The 19,009-nt window shown below is 63.8% G+C and carries 19 protein-coding genes; 4 read left to right on the top strand and 15 right to left on the bottom strand.

What is annotated here, in order from left to right; all coding sequences use genetic code 11:
* Positions 1-90: 90 nt before the first annotated feature.
* The 5 genes from J2W40_RS10485 to glmM all read right to left on the bottom strand — a co-directional run bounded on the left by J2W40_RS10485 (position 91) and on the right by glmM (position 3,775).
* On the bottom strand, positions 91-699 hold the full coding sequence (locus tag J2W40_RS10485; protein ID WP_310224476.1) for a L,D-transpeptidase family protein: 609 nt from the start codon (positions 697-699) through the stop codon (positions 91-93).
* Between the two features lie 163 nt (positions 700-862).
* The gene (locus J2W40_RS10490) at positions 863-1,462 is read right to left on the bottom strand and encodes a ribonuclease HII (RefSeq protein WP_310224478.1); all 600 of its coding nucleotides are present in this window, start codon (positions 1,460-1,462) and stop codon (positions 863-865) included.
* Complete coding sequence (thiD, locus tag J2W40_RS10495; protein ID WP_310224480.1) at positions 1,455-2,210, bottom strand: bifunctional hydroxymethylpyrimidine kinase/phosphomethylpyrimidine kinase; 756 nt, start codon at positions 2,208-2,210, stop codon at positions 1,455-1,457. Before thiD ends, J2W40_RS10490 begins: the two co-directional genes overlap by 8 nt.
* Complete coding sequence (locus J2W40_RS10500; RefSeq protein ID WP_310224482.1) at positions 2,207-2,431, bottom strand: DUF1272 domain-containing protein; 225 nt, start codon at positions 2,429-2,431, stop codon at positions 2,207-2,209. The genes thiD and J2W40_RS10500 overlap by 4 nt, the downstream gene beginning before the upstream one ends.
* A 3-nt stretch (positions 2,432-2,434) precedes the next feature.
* Entirely contained in the window at positions 2,435-3,775 is a 1,341-nt protein-coding gene (gene glmM, locus J2W40_RS10505) for a phosphoglucosamine mutase (RefSeq protein ID WP_310224484.1), read from the bottom strand.
* A 124-nt stretch (positions 3,776-3,899) separates the two neighbouring features.
* Here glmM and J2W40_RS10510 point away from each other — a divergent pair, with 124 nt between their 5' ends.
* Complete coding sequence (locus J2W40_RS10510) at positions 3,900-5,279, top strand: alanine/glycine:cation symporter family protein (protein ID WP_310224486.1); 1,380 nt, start codon at positions 3,900-3,902, stop codon at positions 5,277-5,279.
* 34 nt (positions 5,280-5,313) lie between these two features.
* On the opposite strand, the gene J2W40_RS10515 is transcribed toward J2W40_RS10510, so the two are convergent.
* The 6 genes from J2W40_RS10515 to J2W40_RS10540 form a co-directional block, all read right to left on the bottom strand.
* Positions 5,314-5,496 carry a CsbD family protein gene (locus J2W40_RS10515; protein WP_069066505.1) on the bottom strand — a complete coding sequence of 61 codons (183 nt, stop codon included), beginning with the start codon at positions 5,494-5,496 and terminating at the stop codon, positions 5,314-5,316.
* 104 nt (positions 5,497-5,600) lie between these two features.
* Entirely contained in the window at positions 5,601-8,405 is a 2,805-nt protein-coding gene (locus J2W40_RS10520; RefSeq protein ID WP_310224489.1) for a DUF3857 domain-containing protein, read from the bottom strand.
* A 146-nt stretch (positions 8,406-8,551) separates the two neighbouring features.
* Complete coding sequence (rpsI, locus tag J2W40_RS10525; protein ID WP_310224491.1) at positions 8,552-9,130, bottom strand: 30S ribosomal protein S9; 579 nt, start codon at positions 9,128-9,130, stop codon at positions 8,552-8,554.
* On the bottom strand, positions 9,130-9,609 hold the full coding sequence (gene rplM, locus J2W40_RS10530) for a 50S ribosomal protein L13 (RefSeq protein WP_037473167.1): 480 nt from the start codon (positions 9,607-9,609) through the stop codon (positions 9,130-9,132). The genes rpsI and rplM overlap by 1 nt, the downstream gene beginning before the upstream one ends.
* A 135-nt stretch (positions 9,610-9,744) precedes the next feature.
* A complete protein-coding gene (gene folP / locus J2W40_RS10535; protein WP_310224494.1) occupies positions 9,745-10,869 on the bottom strand; it encodes a dihydropteroate synthase in 1,125 nt (374 codons plus the stop codon).
* 133 nt (positions 10,870-11,002) lie between these two features.
* Positions 11,003-12,145 (bottom strand): site-specific DNA-methyltransferase, encoded by a 1,143-nt coding sequence (locus tag J2W40_RS10540; RefSeq protein ID WP_310224496.1) that lies wholly within the window; start codon positions 12,143-12,145, stop codon positions 11,003-11,005.
* A 290-nt stretch (positions 12,146-12,435) separates the two neighbouring features.
* On the opposite strand from J2W40_RS10540, the gene J2W40_RS10545 reads away from it, so the two are divergent.
* Positions 12,436-12,774: an ArsR/SmtB family transcription factor gene (locus J2W40_RS10545; protein WP_310224498.1), complete on the top strand. Its 339-nt coding sequence runs from the start codon at positions 12,436-12,438 to the stop codon at positions 12,772-12,774.
* Between the two features lie 135 nt (positions 12,775-12,909).
* Here J2W40_RS10545 and fabG read toward each other — a convergent pair whose 3' ends face one another.
* The 4 genes from fabG to fabD form a co-directional block, all read right to left on the bottom strand.
* Positions 12,910-13,650 carry a 3-oxoacyl-[acyl-carrier-protein] reductase gene (gene fabG / locus J2W40_RS10550; protein ID WP_310224499.1) on the bottom strand — a complete coding sequence of 247 codons (741 nt, stop codon included), beginning with the start codon at positions 13,648-13,650 and terminating at the stop codon, positions 12,910-12,912.
* An 11-nt stretch (positions 13,651-13,661) separates the two neighbouring features.
* Complete coding sequence (locus J2W40_RS10555) at positions 13,662-14,084, bottom strand: GxxExxY protein (protein WP_310224501.1); 423 nt, start codon at positions 14,082-14,084, stop codon at positions 13,662-13,664.
* A 68-nt stretch (positions 14,085-14,152) separates the two neighbouring features.
* Complete coding sequence (locus J2W40_RS10560; RefSeq protein ID WP_310224503.1) at positions 14,153-14,953, bottom strand: crotonase/enoyl-CoA hydratase family protein; 801 nt, start codon at positions 14,951-14,953, stop codon at positions 14,153-14,155.
* Positions 14,950-15,885, bottom strand: coding sequence for an ACP S-malonyltransferase (gene fabD, locus J2W40_RS10565; RefSeq protein WP_310224825.1), 936 nt, complete (start codon positions 15,883-15,885; stop codon positions 14,950-14,952). Before fabD ends, J2W40_RS10560 begins: the two co-directional genes overlap by 4 nt.
* Before the next feature lie 175 nt (positions 15,886-16,060).
* On the opposite strand from fabD, the gene J2W40_RS10570 reads away from it, so the two are divergent.
* Both J2W40_RS10570 and J2W40_RS10575 read left to right on the top strand, forming a co-directional pair.
* Positions 16,061-17,512 (top strand): efflux transporter outer membrane subunit, encoded by a 1,452-nt coding sequence (locus tag J2W40_RS10570; RefSeq protein ID WP_310224505.1) that lies wholly within the window; start codon positions 16,061-16,063, stop codon positions 17,510-17,512.
* Positions 17,502-19,004, top strand: a complete 1,503-nt coding sequence (locus J2W40_RS10575; protein WP_310224507.1) for an efflux RND transporter periplasmic adaptor subunit — start codon at positions 17,502-17,504, stop codon at positions 19,002-19,004. The genes J2W40_RS10570 and J2W40_RS10575 overlap by 11 nt, the downstream gene beginning before the upstream one ends.
* Positions 19,005-19,009 lie beyond the last annotated feature (5 nt).

Consider the following 19,009-nt stretch of genomic DNA (forward strand, 5'->3'; position numbering starts at 1 on the left):
CACCCGCTACGACAAGACCGTCCTCTCGTTCGAGAGCTTCCTCAACCTCGCCGCCGCACGCCTATGGCTAAAATCCTTTGTCAACATGGCCTAGCGAAAAATACCGGGATCAATGGCCAGCACCGGCACCCGGCCGATCCCCGCGCCGCCCCCCATGCCAAAGGTCACCACGCTGCTGCCAGCATCGCCCAGCACCAGCGGATCGAGCATCAGCGCGGCGCTCAGCCGGTCGGTTGTCACCTCCGTCAACGTGCCGATCCGCGTCAGCGCAAACAGCTTTTGCGCAAAGGCATAAGGGAGCCGGATGCAGCCATGGCTGGCGGGATAGCCCGGATTATGCCCTGCATGCAGCGCGATCCCGTCCCAGGTCAGCCGCTGCATGAAGGGCATCGGCGCATTGCTATAGAGGTTGGAGCGGTGCCATTGCCGCTTTTGGAGGATCGGGAAGCTGCCGGTCGGCGTGGCCTTGTTTTTCGTCCCCGTCGACAAGCTGGCCGCGCCGATCAGCCGGTCGCCGCGATAGACATGCACCTGCTGCCGCGCGAGGCTGACGATCAGATAGAGCGGCCCATCCGCGACCCCATCGTCGCTCCAACTGAACGCCCCCGGCTTGAGCGGCCCATCGGCGACCTGCGCCCGCACGGACGGCACACAGAAAGATGCGCAACACAGGAGAATAAGCAGCCGGAAGAAAAGCATAAGCCTTTCTTAACCATAACCCCGCCCCACGCCAGAGGCAGACAAGCGCTTTATCGCATCGGTCCCGCCTTGGGACAGGGGGGTGGAATTGGGTCAGGAGATCAGAAATGGGACGAAGGGCATCACCCGACCCCGTTCGTTTCGAGCGCAGTCGAGAAACCCCCTAAAACAGCACCAACTGCGCAACCGGCGCAAAGCTGCGCCGATGCAGCGGGGTCGGCCCATGCGTCCGCAGCGCCGCGAGATGCTGCGCGCTGCCATAGCCCTTGTTGCTGGCCCAGCCATAATGCGGATGGCGCACTGCGGCCTCCACCATCATCCGGTCCCGCGCTTCCTTGGCAAGGATAGAGGCCGCGGCGATCGACAGGCTCTTGGCATCGCCGCCGACGATGGCGCTCGACGCATGTGGCCAGTCCGGGCAGCGATTGCCGTCAACCAACACATGCGCGCAATCCCGCCCCAGCGCCGCGACAGCACGGGTCATGGCGAGCATCGTCGCCCACAAGATATTGAGCCGGTCGATCTCCTCGACACTGGCAACCCCCAGCCCCCAGCAGACCGCTCGATCCTTGATCTCCACCTCCAGCGCCGCCCGGCGGGTCGCCGACAATTTCTTGCTGTCGTCCAACCCCTGCGGGCAATTTTCAACGTGCAGGATCACGGCAGCCGCCACCACCGGCCCCGCCAACGGCCCCCGCCCCGCTTCATCCACCCCGGCGACGAGGCCCGGATGGTGCAGGCTTTCATGCGCAAAATCAGGCATGGAAAGTGAACGGTGCCCCCATCGGCCCATGCCCGCCGCCAAAGCCCGGTGCCAGCCTCAACGCCGCCCGCACATAGTCTCGCGCCCGCGTGATCGCGTCAGGCAAAGCCATCCCCTGCCCCAACCCAGTCGCAATCGCGCTAGCCATGGTGCAGCCGGTGCCATGGGTATGCAGCGTGTCGATCCGCGCATCGCTCCAGCTCTTGGCAAGCCCGTGCGGGCCGATCAGCCGGTCGGTGAGCATCGCCCCCTCGCCATGCCCGCCCTTAGCCAGAACATGGGTACCAAAGCGCGCTGCGATCTCCTCCCCACCAAGCGCCGCCAGTTCAGGAATATTGGGCGTGACCAAAGTGGCGATGGCCATCAACTTGTGGAAAGCCGCAATCGTATCCGCATCCGCCAACAGCGACCCACTCGTGGCAACCATCACCGGATCAAAGACAATCGGCACGCCATCAAGCCCAGCGAGCCGCTCCGCCACCGCCATCGCCGTCTGCGCCGACCCGATCATGCCGATCTTCACCGCATCGACGCCGATGTCGCTGATGCAACTCTCCATCTGTGCCAGCACCATCTCGGTCGGGATCGGGTGAACGCCCTGCACCCCCAACGTATTTTGCGCCGTGATCGCCGTGATCGCCGTCATGGCAAAGCCGCCCAGCAGCGTCACCGTCTTGAGGTCCGCCTGAATCCCCGCGCCCCCGCCACTGTCGGACCCGGCAATGATCAAAATCCGCGCCGGCTTCATGGCTTATGCCTGCGCACGGTGGCCGCAGGATTAGCGGCCAGCACCTTCCCCGTTCGCGTCGGCCGGTCCATCAACTCGCCGCCGCAATTGGGGCAGCGATCGTCCAGCGCCTCGGCACAGGTCGCGCAAAAGGTGCATTCGAACGAACAGATGAACGCGCCCGGCACATCGGCCGACAAATCCGCACCGCAGCGCTCGCAATCGGGGTGCATGTCAAGCATGGTTCAGCCCGCCGCCTTCTCGACCGCGGCGCAAATGCGTTCCACCACGTCCCTCACCTGGTCCGCGCTGTCGCCCTCGGCCATCACCCGGATTACCGGCTCCGTCCCTGACGGGCGGATGACGAGACGGCCCACACCGGCCAGTTCCGCTTCCGCCTGCGCAATAACACGCTGCACGTCGCCATGCTCCAGCGGCTTGCCCCCGGCAAAGCGCACATTTTTGAGCAATTGCGGTACGGGATCGAACTGGTGCAACGTCTCGCTGGCGGGCTTGCCCGACCGGACCAGCGCGGCCAGCACTTGCAATGCCGCAACCGTGCCGTCGCCGGTGGTCGCATAGTCGGACAGGATCATATGCCCTGACTGTTCCCCCCCGACATTGAACCCCCCCTCGCGCATCCGCTCCAGCACATAGCGGTCGCCGACCTTGGTGCGCTCCAGCGCGATCCCCTGCCCAGCCAGACAGCGCTCCAAGCCCAGATTGGACATCACCGTCGCGACAAGCCCGCCGCCGCGCAGCATCCCATCGCGTGCGAAATTGGTCGCGATCAGCGCCATGATCTGATCGCCATCGACGATCTGGCCTTTCTCATCGACCACGATCAGCCTGTCCGCATCGCCGTCCAGCGCAATGCCGATATCCGCGCCCGCCGAGACGACCGTTTCCTGGCACAGCAGGGGCGATGTCGACCCGCAGCCGTCATTGATATTGGTGCCATTGGGGCTGACCCCCACCGCCACGACGGTCGCGCCCAATTCCCACAGCGCGGACGGCGCGACCTGATAGGCCGCGCCATTGGCGCAATCGACCACGATCTTGAGGCCGTCGAGCCGCAAATCGGCGGGGAAGCTGGACTTGACCGCATGGATATAGCGTCCGCGTGCATCCTCGACCCGGCGCGCGCGACCAATATCCTTGGACGGCGCGAGCGGGATCTCCTGCCCGATCAGCGCCTCGATCTTCAGTTCATCCTCATCAGACAGCTTGTAACCATCCGGCCCGAACAGCTTGATACCATTGTCGAAATAGGGATTGTGGCTGGCCGAAATCATGACACCCAGGTCCGCCCGCATCGAATGGGCGAGCAGCGCAACCGCAGGCGTCGGGATCGGCCCGAACTGCACCACATCCATGCCCACGGCGGTAAAGCCCGCGACCAGCGCATTTTCGACCATATAGCCAGACAGCCGCGTATCCTTGCCGATCACCACGCGATGGCGATGGGCACCGCGCAGGAAATGCTTGCCCGCCGCCATGCCGACCTTCATCGCCAGATCGGGGGTCATGGGCCATTGGTTGGTGCGCCCGCGGATACCGTCGGTGCCGAAATATTGCCTGCTCATGCCCTTGTCATGCACCGGAGAGCCGCCCGGTATCAAGCCACAACCGCGACGCTGGAGCCGATAGGCAAGGCGCGGCAAGTTTTTCTTGATCGACAACTCACCCGTCGCCCGTCATCGGCGCAGAATGGAAAATTTCAACGCCATCGTCGATGCCATCTCGGCCGCCGTGTTCTTCAAGCTGCCGATGCTGGGGACGGAGATCGAACTGATCGTCCTCTATCTCGCGCTGCCGATGCTGTTCTTCACGCTATGGCTGGGCTTCCCCAATATCACCCAGGTCGGCCGCGCGATCCGCATCCTGCGCACCCAGCCCGACAAGGGCGAAGCGCAAGGCGATGTCAGCCAATGGGCCGCGCTCAGCACCGCGCTGTCCGGCACGATCGGCCTTGGCAATATTGCGGGCGTCGCCGTCGCGCTGACGATGGGCGGTCCGGGCGCGATCCTGTGGATGTTCGTCATCGGCTGGTTCGCGATGACGGTGAAGATGGCCGAAGTCACGCTCGGCCTCAAATATCGCGTGTTCGATGCAGAGGGCCATGTCCATGGCGGGCCAATGTATGTCCTGAAGGCCGTCGGCGCAGCGCGCGGTTGGCCCAAGGTCGGGCTGGCACTGGGCGGTGCCTACGCCTTCTTCGCGCTGTTCGGGGCGATCCCGATGGTGCAAGTCAATCAGAGTTTTGCGCAGGTCAAGGTCGTCACCGGCCTCACCAATGGCTGGGGCTATGGCATTTTCCTGGCCTGCGCGGTGGCGCTGGTGACGCTGGGCGGCGCGGCCTGGCTGGGCGAAGTCGCCAAGCGGCTGACCCCGCTCAAGGTCGCCGTCTATCTGGTCGGGGTGTTCGCGATTCTGATCCTGCACTTAGGCGCCATCCCCGGCGCGCTCGTGCTGATCTGGGACGGTGCCTGGACCGGCAATGCGGCCACCGGCGGCGCAGTGGGTGCCTTCGTCGCAGGCATGCGCCGCGCGGTCTTCGCCAGCGAGGCCGGTGTCGGCTCAGCGGTGATGGCGCACAGCCTCGCCCGCGCGCGCCATCCCGTATCCGAAGGCCTGGTCGCGCTATTGGAACCGCTGCTCGGCACAATGATCGTGTGTGGCCTCGGCGGCCTGGCGCTGGTCGTGGCGGACACATGGAATAGCGGGCTGGAGGGCATCGCCATCACCTCGGCGGCCTTCGCGCAGGTTTCGCCCTGGTTCCCCTGGCTGCTTGCGGTCGTGGTGTTCCTGTTCGCTTATTCGACGCTGGTCGCTTGGGGCTTCTATGGCCTGCAAGCCTGGGGCTATCTGTTCGGCCACGGCGCGCGTGCGCAATGGACCTACAAGATCCTCTATGTCGTCGCGCTACCCCCTGCCGCCGCGATCGACCTGGGCCGGGTCGTCGGCATCGTCGATTCCAGCTTTTTCCTGATGGCCATTCCCAACGTCATCGCGCTCTATCTATGCGCAGGGGAATTGCGGCGGGACGTCAAAGCCTATCTGACGCAAAAAGAAAACCCCGCCGGTTAGGGCGGGGCTTCCTACTCATTTGGTAGCGGTGGCGTCAGATCTTGTCGCCGAGCGCACCCTTGACCGAACCAGCCACATCCTGACCAGTGCCCTTGACCTGCTGGGCCTTGCCCTCGGCTTCCAGACGCTCATTGTCGGTCGCCTTGCCAACGGCTTCCTTGACGTTGCCGGCCAGTTTGTTGCCAGCGGCCTTCAGCTTGTCAGTTGCTTCACCCATGTTCAGTCTCCTGTTGGTTGGTGTTGCCTATTCAACCGACAATCAGAATAAAGGTTGCCGTCAAACCGCACCCGTAACGAAATCACCGATAGCTGTTGCGATCATCACGGCTTGATGCCGAACCGCGCATAGTCCGCGTCGATCCGCGGGTTCAGCCTGCGGGCCATGGCGATATCTTTGTCTCCCTCGCCCCCGCGACCAAGTTTGTGCAATGTCATCCCGCGCATAAAAAGGCTTTGCTCCTGGCCCGGCCCCTGATCAATCACGGCATCCAGGTCTTGCAGCGCATTGTGATATTCGCCTTGGCGGAACCACACCATCGCACGACTATCCAGAGCGGCTACGGTCGTCGTGCTGAGTTCGATCGCACGGGTGCAATCCTTGAGCGCGGTGTCGAGCATCATGTTGCGCGTGCCCTTGATCCAGCAACGCTGATTGAGCAACGAGGACATGCCTGGCTTTTCCGCAATATGGGCATCAAGCAGTTCCACCGCCTTTGCCGCATCGCCATAGGTGCCCAGCAGATTTGCCTTGAGACGGCGATAAGCGTCGCGGGTTTCGCCGCCGATCGTGATACGCTGGTCCACCATCACCAATGCTTCGTCCAGCTTGTCGTTTTCAGCGAGATAGGTCGCCACCGCCTCGATCGCCTCGATCGAAGACGGGTCGAGCTGGCGCGCCATCCGCGCATCCGCCAGCGCACCGGGCAGGTCGCCCGATTTGAAACGCCGGTCAGCCCGTTTGACATAAAGATCGACATTCGGTTCGATGGCAATCGCCTTGTCGAGATCGGCCAATGCTCCTTTTCGATCCCCTATGCCCCAGCGAAAATTGGCGCGACTGCTATAGCCTGACACCTCGTCCGGTTTTTCGGCAATGGCCTTGGTAAAGGCTCTCTCCCCCGCCTTGACCTGCGACCAACTGGCCACCACTTCGTGCGGGACATCCCAGTAAAAAGTCGGCTTGGCCGGTGCGATCAGGCGCGGAGCCAGCGCCTTTGCCGTGGCGAGTCGATCCCGTTCGTCCGGCACCTGCGCGGCAGGAATCTCGATCCCGGTCGAATCCATCCGCTCGTCCAGTTCGAGCAGCCCGTCGCGCAACTGAACATTCCGCTTGATCGTGAAGCCCGCGATCGACTGGCTGACATTCTGGTCACCTTCCAGCACATAATCCTTGCCGCCATCGGGCAGCCGCAATTTGAGCCGATACCGAACACCCGCCGGGACGGGAGTTGCCACCGGAATATCAAGCCAGGCGGGGCGGCCCCGGTCAGGCGCAAAGCCAATGTCATTGGCACCCCGGCCAATACGCCGCCGATAGCGATTATCTTCCATGCGCCAGGGCGTCGTCGTCACTCCATGCGCTTTCAGCGTAGTGGTTGCCGTGGCGGCATCCATTGCCACGCTGACATCGCTGAACTGCGACTGTCCCATCTGACGCATGAAGAAGCCACGCACCATGTCGGCGCGCTGCTTGGTGTCGAGTTGCCCCAGCGCGACATTGATCATCGACGCGGCCGGACCCCGCAGCACCGCCACCGCATCGAAGACGCTGGGCAAGCGGATACTGCCGCTCTCGTCGGCCTCGATCGCGATGTCGATGATCGGCCGGGCGTTGGCGCGGGTCTGGATCGGCAGCAGGTCCGCGCCCGCCGTCCGCACCGGCAGCACCGTACCGAAAGGCGGCGTATCGCCCAGATCGTCGATCCGCGCGCCGCTGCCCGTGCCATCCATCCACAGCGTCTCGCCGTCGATGGTAGCGCGCACCAGCACATGGTCGAACGCAGCGACGCTCGGCAGCCGTTCCGGCACGAAATCGCCCATGGAGGAACTGGCCAGCACCGGCTCCGCCTCTATCCCCATGCCCCGCAGCAACGACAGCAGCAACAGCGTCTTGGCCTTGCAATCGCCATAGCGCAGCGTCCAGGTCTGCGCCGGGGTCTGGGGCACATAATTGCCGCCATTCATGCCGATCGCCAGATAGCGGATACTATCCTGCACCAGTTGCAGCGCCGCGGCCGCCTTCGCGCGCAGCGACCCGCCCGATGCCTTGAGCTTGTCCAATTCACCCGCCAGCCCGCTACCCGGCGCGATCAGCCCGTCGGTCGCATAAAGCGGCGCCATCGTCTTGGAAACATCGCCCCAGGACGCGAAGGTCGAAAGCTCGAACAAGGGCGGATGGCGATAGCGCAGCGGCGCATCCTCCGGCATTTCCGGCTGCTTGACCAATGGCAAGGCGACGGTCAGTTCATGGAACCCGCCCTTCTTCTGCTGCTTGATGACAGCATCCTTGGCCAGCAACTTCCATTTGGCCCCGCTGCGCTCATCCCATTGGACACGCAACTGACCCTGCCCCATCCGCAACGGCGCAGCGAACAGCGGCATCGCGCCCTGGACGTGGCCGCCAAGCGCGTCATCCTTCATCGACGTCGTGTAGCGCAGGCGGACGATATCGCCGACCTGCACCCCTTCGACCGCCAGCGTCGCGGTAAGAACGCCGGTAATCTGCCGCGCTTCCAGATTTTCCTCGCGGCGCAGCACAGCGAAGCGCTTGTCGCCCGCTAGCGCGTCAATCACCTGATCCCCACGCAGGATCGACACTTCGTGGATGATGAGGTCGCCCTTGTCGGGTGCCCATGGCAGGGTGAGCGAGGATAACTGCGCCAACGCCTCGGCCGAACCGGCGCGGGTCGCGACATCGGCATAGCTCCACAGGCGGCCATCCTCAACACGCTGCTGGCTGTCGAACAGCAGCATCGTCGGCGGTTCGCCCTCGAAACTGGACAGCGGCGGCACGCTGGCCTTCTCCACCCAGGCAGGTGCCGCCTGATAGAGCGGCGCTTCGCCCGCCACAGCCGGCGCAGCAACCATCGTGGCGATCGGCATCGCCATCCACATCGTCTGTCTCATAGTCCCCCGCACATCCCCCGGCATCAGCCTGTCGACGGGCAGGCTATTGCATCATTACAGGGCACTCAAGCGATCAGACGACGCACGCACACGAAAAAAGGGGCCGGAAAACCGGCCCCTTTCCTGAACTTGCAGTCGGTATCGACTTAGCGCTTCGAGAACTGGAAGCTCTTGCGCGCCTTCGCCTTGCCGTACTTCTTACGCTCAACGACGCGGCTGTCGCGGGTCAGGAAGCCTTCGGCCTTGACCGCGCTGCGCAGCGCAGGCTCATATTTGGTCAGCGCCTGGGCGATGCCATGCTTGACCGCACCGGCCTGGCCGGACAGACCGCCGCCCTTGACGGTGGCGATCACGTCATACTGACCGTTACGGTCGGTGACGCCGAAGGGCTGGTTGATGACGAGACGCAGGGTCGGACGCGCGAAATAGATTTCCTGATCGCGGCCATTGACCGTGATCTTGCCGGTGCCGGGCTTTACCCAGACGCGGGCAACGGCATCCTTACGACGACCGGTCGCATAGGCGCGGCCCAGATTGTCGATCTCCTGCGCACGCAGCGGCATGGTGGGCGCTGCAGGCTCGACCGGAGCGGCAGGCGCTTCGGCTTCGACGGGGGCAGCAGCCGTCGCGGCGGCTTCAGGAACAGCGGGCGCTGCAGCCGGAGCGGCAGCCGCTTCGGCGGCGATCGCCGCGAGGTCGGACAGGGACTGGCGGTTATCGGACATTATGCACCCACCTTGTTCTTGCGGTTGCGCGACGCGAAGTCGAGCACTTCGGGGTTCTGGGCTTCATGGGGATGCTCGGCACCGGCGAAGACGCGCAGGTTGCGCATCTGCTGGCGGCCCAGCGGGCCACGGGGGATCATGCGCTCGATCGCCTTTTCAAGCACGCGCTCAGGGAAACGGCCTTCCAAAATCTTGGCAGGCGTGGTTTCCTTGATGCCGCCGGCATAGCCGGTGTGCTTGTAATAGATCTTGTCGGTCAGCTTCTTGCCGGTGAACTTCACCTTGCCCGCGTTGATGATGATGACATTGTCACCGCAATCGACATGGGGCGTGAAGCTGGTCTTGTGCTTGCCACGCAGGATATTTGCCACGGTCGAAGCGAGACGGCCGACGACGAGGCCTTCCGCGTCGATCAGGACCCACTTCTTATCAACCGTTGCCGGGCTTGCCGACTTGGTCGTCTTCATCAGCGCCTTCATGGTGCCAATACTCCAGAATGAATTAAAGAACCGCAGGCCGTTACCGACCCCCGGAAGTGGGGCGCTAATGACTGGGGAAGCCGCCCAAGTCAAGCGATATGGCGGCTTTCCTGACGGGTAAAATAATACCTGCGTCTAAATCGCGCTCAATCCAGCGTCCGCCAACCCCCGCCACAGGTGCAAGGCCTGGACGCTTTCCTTCACGTCATGGACCCGCACCATCTGCGCGCCGAGTTGCGCGGCCCGGAACGCCAGCGCGATGGAACCGCCCAGTCGATCCGCCGCAGGCGCTTCGTTCGACAGCGCGCCGATCAGCCTTTTGCGGCTGCCTGCAAACAGCAATGGCACGCCCAGCGCCTGAAACGTCGCCAGGCCATTCACCAGCGCCAGATTGTCGGCCAGCGACTTGCCAAAGCCAAGCCCCGGATCGACCATGATCCGATCGCGCGCGATGCCCGCGTCCAGGCAGACCGCGATCCGCCTTTCAAGATGATCGAACACATCCGCCACGACATCGCCATAGCCCGAAGGATTGTCATGCGGATCATCGCCTGCCGACGGCGCATGCATCAGGATGACAGGACACCCTGCTCCGGCCACGACCTCCATACTGCGCGGATCATGCGCCAGCGCACTGACATCGTTGACGATCTTCGCCCCCGCCGCCAGCGCCGCCTCCATCACCGCCGCCTTGCGCGTGTCCACCGACACCGGCACGCCCGCCGCCGCCAGTCGCTCGATTACGGGGGCAATGCGAGCGATCTCATCGCCTTCCCACACCTTGTCAGCGCGCGGCCGGGTGGACTCGCCCCCCACATCAATCAACGCAGCACCCGCCGCCGCCATCGCGAAACCCGCATCAGCCGCCGCCTGCGGATCGCCGACATGCTTGCCACCGTCCGAAAAACTGTCGGGCGTGACGTTCAGGATCGCCATCACTTGCGGCGCATCGAACCGGATGATCCGCTCGCCAAGGACGAGCGGCGCGCGCATCGCGGAGATATTCGCGGCCAACCTCTGCGCCCGCTCCGCCAAGGCGTCAGGCAAGCCGGCGATCGCATCGGCGAACCCGCCCACCGGCACCGTCACCCGCACCACCCGGTCCCGCCCGACAAAGGCGCTCAATTCATAGCCCTGGAACCAGAGCAACCCATTGCCCATCCGCGCCACCGACCCGTCCGGCAAGCCGATCGGCGACGGCACAAACCATGTCGGCCGCAAATACAGGCGCGCTTGGGGGGGGATGGCGGGCAATGTCATCGAGCGGGAATCCCCTCTTTCGTCATGCTAAACTTGTTTCAGCATCCATTGGCTCTAGCCCTGTAAAAACACGCAACGCCAGAACCAATAGATCCTGACTTTCGTCAGGATGACGACGTAGCTGTGGCAGCGTTTAAGGCTCGTTCGCCAGCAAATAGGTCTGGCGCAACGTATCAATCGGCTTCAACCCACCCTCGGCCTCATGATGCCAGAAAGTCCAGCCATTACAGCTCGGCGCATTCTGCAGCGCCGCGCCAATCTTGTGGATCGACCCGGTGTCGCTCCCCACCGCCAGCGACCCGTCGGCGCGCACCACCGCCTGCCAGCGCCGCTTGGCGTCGGTAAGGATCGCGCCGGGCTTCAAATAGCCCGTTTCAACCAGCGTGCCGAACGCAACCTTGGGCTGCGACCGGGCGCTCTGCATGATGGTAAGCGCGGACTCATCCAGTGGCAGCGCCGCCTCGATCCGCTCCAGCGCGACCTCGATATAGGATTCCTCCCGCTCGATGCCGATCCATTTGCGCCCCAGCCGCTTGGCCACTGCGCCCGTAGTGCCGGTGCCAAAGAAAGGATCAAGCACCACATCGCCCGGCTTGGTGCAGGACAGCATCACGCGATAGAGCAAGGATTCCGGCTTCTGCGTCGGATGCGCCTTGGTCCCGTTGCGCTTCAACCGCTCCTGCCCGCCACAGATCGGCAGCACCCAGTCGGAGCGCATCTGCAGCTCGTCGTTTAGCGTCTTCATCGCCTTATAGTTGAACGTATATTTGGCGTCCTCACCCTGGCTCGCCCAGATCAGCGTCTCATGCGCGTTGGTAAAGCGCGTGCCCTTAAAATTGGGCATCGGGTTGGCTTTGCGCCAGATTATGTCGTTGAGGATCCAGAAGCCTTCATCCTGCAACGCCGTGCCGACGCGGAAGATGTTATGATAGCTGCCGATCACCCAAATGCTGCCATTGGGCTTCAGGATGCGGCGCGCCTGTTTCAGCCATGCCTTGGTGAAACGGTCATAGGCACCCAGCGTGTCGAACTTGTCCCAGTCATTGTCGACCGCATCGACCCGGCCGCCTTCGGGCCGGAACAGGTCGCCGCCTAGCTGCAGATTATAGGGCGGATCGGCGAAGATCATGTCGATGCAATTATCGGGCAGCGCCGCCATCTGCGCGATGCAATCGCCCCGCAGCAGGCAATCGGTCGCAATCTCGGCCGCTGCGACCGCGATCGGTGCGATCGCCTTCTTCCGTCGCGCTGGTGCGACCCGCTCCATGACACCCATGCGTAAAAACCCCCGTTCGTCTTGAGCAACAGCGATGAGTCCTTGGGAGTCCGGCGTCAAGCCCGGCCCCTTGGCCTGCCCGATGCCGAACGACACAGATGTCGAGCAGAACGAAGCGGGGAACCACAAGATATGGAGTCTGGCGAGTCGCGCTGGACTCAAGATAGGGCGGTGTGACTCAAAAGACTCACGGCGATCCCGACCCAAAGTTTTTTTGGTTAACGGCGCGCGGCGGCCCAAATCGGCGACAATGGTTGACCCATTGATAACCCTATGGTTATGACTGACCGATGACAGTTGAATTACAGGAAGATAATCGCGGCGCGACGATCGACGCCCAGTTCAAGGCCTTGTCGGACGGCACCCGCCGCGCGCTGCTGGAATATCTCGTGCGCGAAGGCGAACAGAGCGTCCATGCGCTCACCGCGATCGCGGGCGTATCCCAACCCATGGTATCGCGCCACCTGGGCAAGCTGAAACGCGCCAGGCTTGTGACAGCGCGCAGGGCGGGGCGCGAAACCTTCTACAGCGCCCGCGCTAAGGGGCTGGCCCCCGTGGTGCAATGGATGGCGGTCTATGGCGCGCTATGGTCGCAACGCTTCACCGCGCTGGAGGATATGGGGGCCTAGGAACGCCAGTCTCTCCTCCGACTGCCCCTTCTCTGTTCCCCGGCGCAGGCCGGGGTCCAGGGTTTTGGGCACATCCCCTGCCGCTCCTGGACCCCGGCTTCCGCCGGGGAACAAGGATCGCCGAAGCGCTTGGCCTCAAATCATCGCCATGCCGCCATTCACATGCAGCGTCTGGCCGTTGACATAGCCCGCCTCGCGGCTGGCGAGATAGACCACGGCCGCACCAATATCCGCGCCATCGCCCAGATCGCCGACCGGAATCTTCTGCAAAATCGCCCCCTTCTGCGCGTCGTTCAGCGCATCGGTCATCGCAGACCGGATGAAGCCCGGCGCGACGCAATTGACGGTGATGCCGCGGCTCGCCAGTTCCTGGCCCAGCGATTTGGACATGCCGATGATCCCGGCTTTCGACGCGCAATAGTTGGACTGGCCCGGATTGCCGGTAACGCCGACGACCGAGGTGATCGAGATGATCCGCCCAAAGCGCGCCTTCATCATCGGCTTGGCGGCCGCACGGCACAGGCGGAACGCCGCTTCCAGATTGACCGCAATCACGGTCGACCATTCCTCATCCTTCATCCGCAGGATCAGATTGTCGCGCGTCACCCCGGCATTGTTGACCAATATGTCGAGCTTGCCGCCCAATGCCTCGACCGCCTGCGGCACAAGCGCATCGACCGAAGCCGGGTTCGACAGGTTGCAAACCAAAGTCTTATGATCCCCGCCCAGTTCCGCCGCGAACGCCTTGAGCTTCTCTTCATTGCTGCCCGAAAGCGCCAGCGTCGCCCCCTGCGCGGCCAGCGACCGAGCAATCTCGGACCCGATCCCGCCCGAAGCGCCCGTCACCAGCGCGGTCATTCCTGTGAGGTCAAACATGGTCAGTCTCCTTATTCTATTTGGTTCACGCGGAGGCGCGAAGACGCGGAGGGGACATAGTCGTTGACTATGCGCTTCACCCCTTCCTTGAGCGTGGCACCACCGAAATTGATCAGAAGCCCTACGGGCTGATTGGTCAGGCGAAGATAGGTCAGCAATTGTTTGGCATGGGCAGGGTGGAGGCGTTCGGTCGACTTGATCTCTACCAGCAAGCGGCCATCGACCAAGAGGTCGATCCTGAAAGCCGCCGTGAAATCCAAACCATCATAGCTGATATCGACGGGTTTCTGCCGTTCGACGCGATGGCCCATGGCCACAAGCTTGGCCGCCAGGATCATCTCGTACACATTTTCGAGCAGTCCCGGCCCCAGATCGCGATGCATCCGCAAGGCGAGGTCAAGAACGTCTCCGCTGATGCGATCAATATCCGCCAAATTCCCTCCGCGTCTCCGCGCCTCCGCGTGCCCAAATCCTGTACCCGCAACCCTATAGCATGGCCCGGTCAGTCTCCTTTGAACTGTGGTGGGCGGCGGTCGAAGAAGGCGTCGATCGCCTCGTCATGGTCCGCCGTCGCGTGGGCCAGCGCCTGCATCGCGCCTGCCATTTCGAGTATCTGGTTCAATTCCGCCGTCTGCGCCGCGCGCAGCAACCGCTTGGTCATGCGGGTGGCGTGGGGCGGATTGGCGGCGATGGCGTCGGCCTGCGCGCGGGCAACCGTCATCAGATCCGCGTCCGGCACCACCGCACCGACAAGGCCAATGCGCAGCGCTTCGTCCGCGTCGATCGTCTCGCCGGTCAGCGACAATTGGCTCGCCTTGGAAAAACCGACGATGCGCGGCAACAGCCACGCCCCGCCGTCCCCAGACACCAGCCCCAGCTTCACGAAACTCTCGGCAAAGCGCGCCGACTGCGCCGCAATGCGCAGGTCGCACATACAGGCGAGGTCCATCCCCGCACCGATCGCCGGGCCATTGACGGCCGCGATCACCGGCAGTTCGATCGCCTGGAACAACAAGGGCAAGCGCTGAATGCCCGCCCGATAATTGCGCCGCGTCTGCGCCGGTAAGCCTGCGCGCAAGCCACCCCCATCGGGCCGCATGGCATTCAAGTCACCGCCCGACGAAAAGGCGCTCCCTGCGCCGGTCAGGATCGCGACATGGATCGACAGGTCGCGATCCGCCGCCTCGAACACAGCGCACAGCGCGTCGACCATCGCCGGATCGGAGATAGGATTGCGCCGGTCGGGCTGATTCAGCGTGACCGTCAGGACCGCCCCATCCCGCTGGGTGAGAACAGCGCTCACAGCGCGCCCAGCGCCGCCTCGATATCGTCCATCGTCACGATGCTGCGCACGGTGGCGTCTGGGGCGATGCGCTTGATCATCGGGGTCAGCACCTTGCCGCCGATTTCGACAAATTCGGTAACGCCTGCGTCCCACATCGCCGCCACGGATTCGCGCCAGCGCACCCGCCCCGTCACCTGCTCGACCAGCCGAAGCTTGATCTCGTCCGGCTCGGCGATCGGCGCGGCCAGCACATTGGCATAGACCGGCAGCAGTGGCGCCACCAACGCGACCTCGGCCAAGGCCTGCGCCATCGCATCGGCCGCAGGCTGCATCAAGTCGCAATGGAACGGGGCGGATACCGGCAGCAAGATACCACGCTTGATGCCATGCTCCTTCACCATCGCCACGGCGCGGTCGATCGCGCCCTTGTGGCCCGAAATCACGACCTGGCTCGGATCATTGTCGTTGGCGACAGCACAAACCTCGCCTTGCGCCGCCGCATCCGCCAACGCCTGCGCCTTTTCAATATCGGCCCCCAGCAAAGCGGCCATAGCCCCCTCGCCCACCGGCACCGCTGCCTGCATTGCCTGCCCGCGCAAGCGCAAAAGCCGCGCCGTCGTGCCAGCGTCGAACGCCTCGGCGGCGCACAGCGCGCTATATTCGCCCAGGCTATGGCCAGCGACATAATCGCCCTTCTGCGCGATCGAAAAACCGCCCTCGCGCTGCATCACGCGCAACGTCGCGATGGCATTGGCCATGATGGCGGGCTGGGCATTTTCGGTGAGGGTCAGTTGATCCTCCGGTCCCTCCGCCATCAGGCGGAACAGGTTGAAGGACAGGGCGTCATCGACCTCCTGAAACAGTTCCCGCGCGGCCGGGCTGGCGTCGGCCAGGGCCTTGCCCATGCCAACCGACTGGCTGCCCTGACCCGGAAATACAAATGCGCGCATCATCCATCCTCTAACCATCAACCAAAAAAGCGCCGATATTCAACGTCGTTACACTTTGAGACATAAATGCCATTGAGACGTACACGACCCTGCGGCAGTCAGGGCGCGCACGCTTTACCGCCATCTGTTCTGGCGCGTGGCGGCCCCTTTAACGATGACGGAGTGCTAGGAAAAGGTGCGATATCGCTTTGCAGGGATATGTGGGACGGCGCTGAGCCTGTCGGCCTGCGCCGTCGGCCCGGACTATCGACCGCCACAGGCCACGTTGATGGGGGTGCCCGCCACCTATTATCAAAATGTCGGCACCGCCCAGAATGAGGCTGATCTCGCCCTATGGTGGACCCGGCTCAATGATCCGACGCTCTCGGCACTGATCGACACGGCCATCGCCAACAATCTGGACATCGTCCAGGCCCAGGCCCGATTGCGACAAGCGCGTGAAAGCCTGGCGCAAAGCAATGCAGCCTTCCTGCCGCAGCTCAATGCGTCGGGCAATGGCGGCAAAAATTACCGCAGTCAGGCGGGCGGCACGCGGGTTGATGATAGTGGCAACGTCATCAGCACGGGCGAGAGCAACTGGTCGAGCAGCTATTCGGCCAATACGTCAGCCAGTTGGCAGATCGACCTGTTCGGACGTCTCTCTCGAACGGCGGAGGCCGCGCGGGCGGAGCTTGCCGCGTCCGGTTATGACCTTGCAACGGTTCGACTAACGATCATTTCCGAACTGGTCACCAACTATGTCCAGGCCCGCCTCGCCCAGGAACAATTGCGCATCGCCCGCGAAACGCAAAATGTGCAGCAGGATAATTTCGACATAGCGGGCTGGCGCCTGCAGGCGGGCCTCGTCTCCTCGCTCGACGAACAACAGGCCCGCGCGCAACTGGCGCAAACCCGTGCCTCCATCCCGCAGCAGGAAGCCAATCTGCGCGGCAGCCTCAATCGCATTGCGGTACTGACGGGACAGGCACCTGGCGAAGCAACCCGCACACTTGAAATCCCCGCCCCCATTCCCACCGCCGCGTCGCAAATCGCCCTCGGCATCCCCGCCGACACCTTGCGCCAGCGACCCGATGTGCGCAGCGCCGAACGGTCGCTCGCTGCTGCTACCGCGCGGATCGGCGTGGCACAGGCGCAGCTTTACCCCTCGCTCGGAATCAGCGGCAATCTGGCGACCACGTCGAACGCTTTCAGTGATCTGTTCAGCCTCATTACAGGCGGCGTGTTCGCCAATGTGTCGCAGGTCATCTTCGACGGCGGCCGCCTTGCCTCGCAGGTCCGCTCGCAACGGGCCGCAACCGACGCCGCTTTTGCCGCCTACAAGCAAAGCGTGCTGACCGCACTGGAAGATGTCGAAAATGCCATGGCCTCACTCGCCAGCGCGCGGACAAGACAGGCGGAATTTGCCACCGCCTATGATGCGTCGAACAACGCGGCCCTGCTGGCGCGCAGCCAATATCAGGCGGGCCTCATCGACTTCCAGACTTTGTCGAACACCGAAACCACCCTTTTGAACGCCCGCAACAGCCTCGCTAACGCCCGTTCGGACGAAATTCTGGCCATCGCCCGGCTCTATGATGCACTGGGCGGCGGCTGGCAGAGCATGGACAACCGCCCCGATGAGCAATGACGTGACCACCGATCCGGCCCTCGACGAATTTCTCGGTGCCAAGCCCGCCAGACCATGGCGCAAATGGGCGATCAGGGGCGGCGTCGGTGCCGCGCTGGTCATCGCCATCCTGTTGCTGGCCCAGTGTTTTTCCGGGGAAGACAAGCCCAATTACGCGACGCGCGAAGTGCGCAAGGGCAGCCTGACCGTTGCCGTGTCCGCCACCGGGAATCTCAAACCCGTCAATCAGGTCGATGTCGGGTCCGAACAGTCGGGCAAGATCACCGCCGTCTATGTCGACGTCAATGATCGCGTGACGCGCGGCCAGCGGCTCGCCGAACTCGACACCCGCCGCCTGGTCGACTCGGTGAACCAGAACCGCTCGCAGGTCACGGCTTCCCAGGCCAGCGTCGCGCAGGCACAGGCCCAGGTCGCGCTCGCCAAGGCAACGCTCGACCGCCAGCTCAACGTCTATCAATTGTCGGGCGGCAAGGTGCCCGCCAAGACAGAGATCGACACGGCCCGCGCCAATTATGAAGGCGCAGTCGCCAGCCTGCGATCGGCGCAGGCGCAGGTCGATGTGTCCCGTGCCCAGCTTTCCTCTGCCCAGACCAACTTGTCGATCGCCCAGATCGTCTCGCCGGTAACCGGCGTGGTCCTCTCGCGCGATATCGAGCCGGGCCAGACCGTTGCGGCGTCCTTCAACGCTCCGGTGCTGTTCACCATCGCCGAAGACCTGACCGAGATGGAGGTCGAGGTGTCGGTCGATGAAGCTGACGTCGGTCAGGTCAAGGACGGCCAGACCGCGACCTTCGCGGTCGATGCCTTCCCTGGCCGCACCTTCCCAGCCAAGGTCAGCCGCGTGAATGTCGGCTCGAACGCCAGCAGCACCTCGTCATCCTCTACCACCACGACCAGCACGACCGGCACCGTGGTCGCCTACACCGCCGTTCTGACGGTGAATAATGAGGATGAAACGCTGCGTCCCGGCATGACCGCCACCGCCGATATCGTGACCCAGGAACTGCGCGACGTGCTGCTTATCCCCAACAGCGCACTACGCTTCAAGCCCAGCGCGGGCGCAAAGGGTGGCGGCATCACCAGCGTCCTCCCCGGCCCCGGCCGGATGCGGCGCGGCGGCAATACCCGTCAGGTCAATTTCGGCGCGGGCAGCAGCCAGACCGTCTATGTGCTGGACGCCGACGGCAATCCCAAGGCGGTGCAGGTCACCATCGGCGCCAGCGACGGATCGCGCACGGCCATAACCGGCGGCGAGATCAAGGAAGGGATGCGCGTCATCACCGGGCAATTGGCCGCCGGCCAGGAAGCCCCGGCCGAGGACCAGCGCCCCGCTGACACCGATGCCAAGGCACCCGACCGCCAACGCAATCCGGCAGCGGACGGCAAGCCCGCCAGCGTCGGCACGCTCGGCAATTCGGGTGACAAAGCCCCCGAAACTGCGCCTGTCGCCCCCACCGAAACGCGCGGCACTGGCCGACCGAGCGGGACGTAAGGCGC

Source organism: Sphingobium xenophagum (assembly GCF_031457465.1).
In the GTDB taxonomy this organism is placed as follows: Bacteria; Pseudomonadota; Alphaproteobacteria; order Sphingomonadales; family Sphingomonadaceae; genus Sphingobium; species Sphingobium xenophagum_A.

Bases quoted from the DNA above. Each gene is read 5' to 3' on its own strand.
- J2W40_RS10485 (WP_310224476.1), bottom strand. From the start codon at position 699: ATGCTTTTCTTCCGGCTGCTTATTCTCCTGTGTTGCGCATCTTTCTGT.
- J2W40_RS10490 (WP_310224478.1), bottom strand. From the start codon at position 1,462: ATGCCTGATTTTGCGCATGAAAGCCTGCACCATCCGGGCCTCGTCGCC.
- thiD (WP_310224480.1), bottom strand. From the start codon at position 2,210: ATGAAGCCGGCGCGGATTTTGATCATTGCCGGGTCCGACAGTGGCGGG.
- J2W40_RS10500 (WP_310224482.1), bottom strand. From the start codon at position 2,431: ATGCTTGACATGCACCCCGATTGCGAGCGCTGCGGTGCGGATTTGTCG.
- glmM (WP_310224484.1), bottom strand. From the start codon at position 3,775: ATGAGCAGGCAATATTTCGGCACCGACGGTATCCGCGGGCGCACCAAC.
- J2W40_RS10510 (WP_310224486.1), top strand. From the start codon at position 3,900: ATGGAAAATTTCAACGCCATCGTCGATGCCATCTCGGCCGCCGTGTTC.
- J2W40_RS10515 (WP_069066505.1), bottom strand. From the start codon at position 5,496: ATGGGTGAAGCAACTGACAAGCTGAAGGCCGCTGGCAACAAACTGGCC.
- J2W40_RS10520 (WP_310224489.1), bottom strand. From the start codon at position 8,405: ATGAGACAGACGATGTGGATGGCGATGCCGATCGCCACGATGGTTGCT.
- rpsI (WP_310224491.1), bottom strand. From the start codon at position 9,130: ATGTCCGATAACCGCCAGTCCCTGTCCGACCTCGCGGCGATCGCCGCC.
- rplM (WP_037473167.1), bottom strand. From the start codon at position 9,609: ATGAAGGCGCTGATGAAGACGACCAAGTCGGCAAGCCCGGCAACGGTT.
- folP (WP_310224494.1), bottom strand. From the start codon at position 10,869: ATGACATTGCCCGCCATCCCCCCCCAAGCGCGCCTGTATTTGCGGCCG.
- J2W40_RS10540 (WP_310224496.1), bottom strand. From the start codon at position 12,145: ATGGGTGTCATGGAGCGGGTCGCACCAGCGCGACGGAAGAAGGCGATC.
- J2W40_RS10545 (WP_310224498.1), top strand. From the start codon at position 12,436: ATGACAGTTGAATTACAGGAAGATAATCGCGGCGCGACGATCGACGCC.
- fabG (WP_310224499.1), bottom strand. From the start codon at position 13,650: ATGTTTGACCTCACAGGAATGACCGCGCTGGTGACGGGCGCTTCGGGC.
- fabD (WP_310224825.1), bottom strand. From the start codon at position 15,885: ATGCGCGCATTTGTATTTCCGGGTCAGGGCAGCCAGTCGGTTGGCATG.
- J2W40_RS10575 (WP_310224507.1), top strand. From the start codon at position 17,502: ATGAGCAATGACGTGACCACCGATCCGGCCCTCGACGAATTTCTCGGT.